This is a genomic window from Oleiphilus sp. HI0117, from assembly GCF_001635235.1.
On record NZ_LWGA01000935.1, the window covers coordinates 1 to 3,911 of the forward strand.

Consider the following 3,911-nt stretch of genomic DNA (forward strand, 5'->3'; position numbering starts at 1 on the left):
GCATCAGAATACGCTCATTGCGCTGGTAGAAGGTACCATCCTTAACTTCTTCATCAGCTTTAAGCGCTTCTTCTTCACCCACCACTTGGCGTGTTAACAAGTGATTCAATGCTACCGGCGGGCTCAAGTAACCCAACTCAAAGGCAACCAAAGTCATCATCCAGAAGTGAATTGGATCAATACCAGCCTGGTAAGCAACCGTAGCGATTGTTTGGCTTACCAGAATTACCGCACCAAAGGCTTCCATAATCATACCCATGACAACCAACGCACACACCATAAGGGCCATTGCTGTCCAGATACTTGAGAAGTCACTTGGGAACATCTCAACAACACCGGTTCGTTCGATCATACCACCCAAACAGATACTACAAGCTACCAATAGTAGCAGGGCACCAATTTCAGCCGTTGTCTGGTTGGTGGCTGTACGCACACAGTATTCAATACCTTTATGTGGCTCGGTTGACTTACCATCTTCACTCACCATGTCTTTCTTGGTGATATGTTCAAAAATAAGAATAACGATCATCATCACAGGTAAGATTCGCGCTGCAGAGAACTCATCCAACTGAACGTTTAAGGCCATGTTATAGAACATAATAACGCCACCCATACAAAGGATGTAAGGAATGAGAGGCTTAATTTGCGAAAATGTCTCTGGCAGTGCATCACCAACAGAGGCTAATTGAATCTTGCTCTGACGGTTCACAAACATAACCATAATAAAGAACATAAAGGCACTTAGCGCAAAGACCCATACACCCCAGCCAAATAGTTGGTCGGTCGTTACTTCACGGTTCATGAACGCGATAACAACAACAAGCAAACATGGTCGCAATACAACACCCATACTACCTGACATCGCCGTGGCTGCGAGTGCCAGATTGCGGCGTGCGCCAGCTGCTCTAATTTCGTGATAGATTACTGCACCAGCAGCGATAACGAAGATACCAGAGCCACCTGTGTAGGCAGTCGGTACAGCAGCAAGAACAACCACAACAAAAGCCAACATTTCCGGAGGCATTTTCCAAGGCTTAAACAGGTTCAGAACCAAACCGGCAAAACGGGTTTGTTTCAAGAGCATACCTATCCAGACATACAAACCAACGTTCAGGAACATGTCCGCCAGGTCCATCAGTGTATTCAGATAGATACCTATCCCTGGCATGTGGCCATGAGAGAAGAAGAAAATACCCGCAATGATGGCCATCGTGGAATAGAGAGGAACCGATAACAAAGCATAGCCAATATTACCGCCAGGTTTTAGGTGAGCAGGCACCTTAATCAAATTGTAGATACTGACGATCAACAATAAGGCTATGCCATATACCCAGAAGTTATGCAGCATCGCTTCTTCAGACGGGAGGTTGGTACCATCTGAGTGAGCCAACTCCCGGAAGGCAAAAACCGAAGTCAACAAAACACAATTAGCAATAACCTGTGCAGAGCTCGACACATAGTGATCAAGTCGGTGCAAGACCGGGCGCATGGCAATATGGTGGCGCTTCAAGGTTGCCGTCATTGCACACAAAAAGATCAAGGTTATCAGGATGAACTTTTGGGAAACTAAGCCAACGCCTATCGCGTCAGAAACAAACAACTCTACTGCTCTGAATGCTTCAACGCTCGGGGTAATACGATCGCTTATTTCTTCGTAAGCTGTAAATTTATTCTGACAATCCTGACGTGCATTCTCGATAGAGGTACGAATTAAGTCCGGATCGACAGGTGCAGCATCGAATAGATCTAAACCTAAATCATCATCTTCGGTTTGAGCCAAACGTGCTTGCAACTGCTCTTCAACATTAACGTTTGGATCACAGGTAGGTGCGACAGGATCAACTCGAAGCTTATAGTAGCCCGGCCAGTAATGCTCCCCAACCTGTAATATCTGATTATGGATATCACTACTGGTACTAAAAACAACAACCAGTAACAACAAAATACAAGCTGGTAATGACGATAGCCACTCAGAAATTGAGCGGCCGCTTTGTGTATTGGAAGCCACGTAGTCCCTTCTCCCCGAAAAATGAATTGGTTTATTATTAGCCAAAAAAAAATGCCGGTAGATTATACCGGCATTCCTTAGTAGCAGACTAGCTGGAGATTGACTTTCTTTTTTTCAAAAATGGGCAAATCACCTTGATTCAAGCATATTAAGGTGATACAGGTCTCATTTTTTAAAACAAGTCATCCAGTTCAACAGTTTCGATATCATCAGCGGCATTCTCATCCCAGAAAGATCCAAGTTGACCAACTGGAGTTCGGTGCCCCATATTTTCTGTCCACATTTTATCTGAAATTCGGGTGATCGCTTCTGTTGCTGCTACGTCCAATAAACGATACTGCTTATTCGCTTTATGATTAGTGATGTGCTCAGCATGTCGCTTAATAACCGTTCTTACACGCTCCATGTCACCTTTAGAATAAGCGGCGATAATATGGAAAACGTGCGCCAAACGGATATGCGCATTTTCACCAATCTGGTCAGCTTGCTCCAATCGCTCCCAAGCATTTTCACCCTCTGGTAATGCACCAGGTAACAAGCTCCAAACCGCTGCTTTTAACGCTAAAGGGACGCCAAACCACGCCCGGTTATCCAAACAACCCGCACCACGTTCTGCTTGTGCCGCAATGTTTTTAGGCACCCCGGTACCAACACCCGAGAGAATATCGTGGTTCAAGGACAAAAGACCATTAATCAATCCCGCCAACCAAACAATCTGATCAAACTCTTGCTCAAGATCAGGACACTCACCACCAATTTCTAAACCTCCATTAAACTGAATCAAGGCCAGCCAGCCTTTGTAATAACGCTTCGCAGCTCTTACATGGTGATTTTTCTGGGCGATCAATGAATCTTGCGCCATATCTGGCTGCTGTCCACGAATGTATCGCAAGTACGCAAGCTCTTGTTCAAAAGCTCTTGCTTCTTCACAACCACCAGCACCTAAGTTTAGAAGCACTTCCAGCTCCCAGGGCTCTTCAGTGATTCGGCCAATTGATTCAACCATCGCTCCCAGCGCTTCAGCACCAGTACAACCCGCAACCAAGTCATCAGTCGTCAACAACTGAGGTACAACGTGCGCCTCGGCCAACAGGGTTATCGCATCACCTGTAGGTTTAACCATTGGCTTAACCAAAAACTGGTTAATCGCTTTACAGCCGCCCAGTAAAGACGACAACACTACGGAAAGAACAATCCATTTTATATATGTACGGCTGCTATTCAGCTTCACAATAGGCTCCTAAAAACATTCAGATACTTTCTGCAATCGCGGATTATCTACGACTTGATAGAATTTTAGTGAGATCGATGGCACAAAGATTAAAATTCGTGCCAAAATTATACGCGGGTTCCGTAAATCAAAACTCAATATGGCTACCAATTTGAAACAAGTTCACAGATATTTCATTTTTTAACAAATTTTGCTTTTTTTACTTTTACCCATTGCAAGCAAAGCGATCTGGACTATCTTTAGGGTGTACAAAGTCCTCTGGACTGCAGACCCTGTCTGGCGTGTACCTAAGACAACAATCTCAATTAAGGTAAAATTCATGAAAAAACCTGAACTTGCTGCTGCCATTGCTGAAAAAGCGGACCTAACCAAAGAAAAAGCCGGTGAAGTCCTGAATATTCTGACCGATGAAATCACCAATGCAATGAACAAAAATGATACCGTAAGCCTGATCGGTTTCGGCACATTTTCAGTCAGAGAGCGAAGTGCTCGTACTGGTAAAAACCCTCAAACTGGTGCAACAATCCAGATTGCTGCAAGCAAGTCTGTTGGCTTCAAGCCTGGCAAGTCACTGAAAGATGCAGTGAACGGCTAGCTGGCCTGAGCCAAATTCAAAAAAGAGGCTTTCAAGGCCTCTTTTTTATTTCTACTAAAGTTTTATCGAAACCTGTA

The 3,911-nt window shown here is 44.5% G+C and carries 3 protein-coding genes; 1 reads left to right on the forward strand and 2 read right to left on the reverse strand.

Annotated features, from left to right (window positions below; genetic code table 11):
- Window positions 1–2,008, reverse strand: a 2,008-nt coding sequence (locus A3757_RS16735) for a TRAP transporter large permease subunit (protein WP_068739964.1), incomplete at its 3' end; no start/stop codon positions are given.
- 172 nt (window positions 2,009–2,180) lie between these two features.
- Window positions 2,181–3,239: a hypothetical protein gene (locus tag A3757_RS16740; RefSeq protein WP_082865257.1), complete on the reverse strand. Its 1,059-nt coding sequence runs from the start codon at window positions 3,237–3,239 to the stop codon at window positions 2,181–2,183.
- A gap of 319 nt (window positions 3,240–3,558) precedes the next feature.
- On the opposite strand from A3757_RS16740, the gene A3757_RS16745 reads away from it, so the two are divergent.
- Entirely contained in the window at window positions 3,559–3,834 is a 276-nt protein-coding gene (locus A3757_RS16745; RefSeq protein ID WP_068508677.1) for an HU family DNA-binding protein, read from the forward strand.
- Window positions 3,835–3,911: the final 77 nt, after the last annotated feature.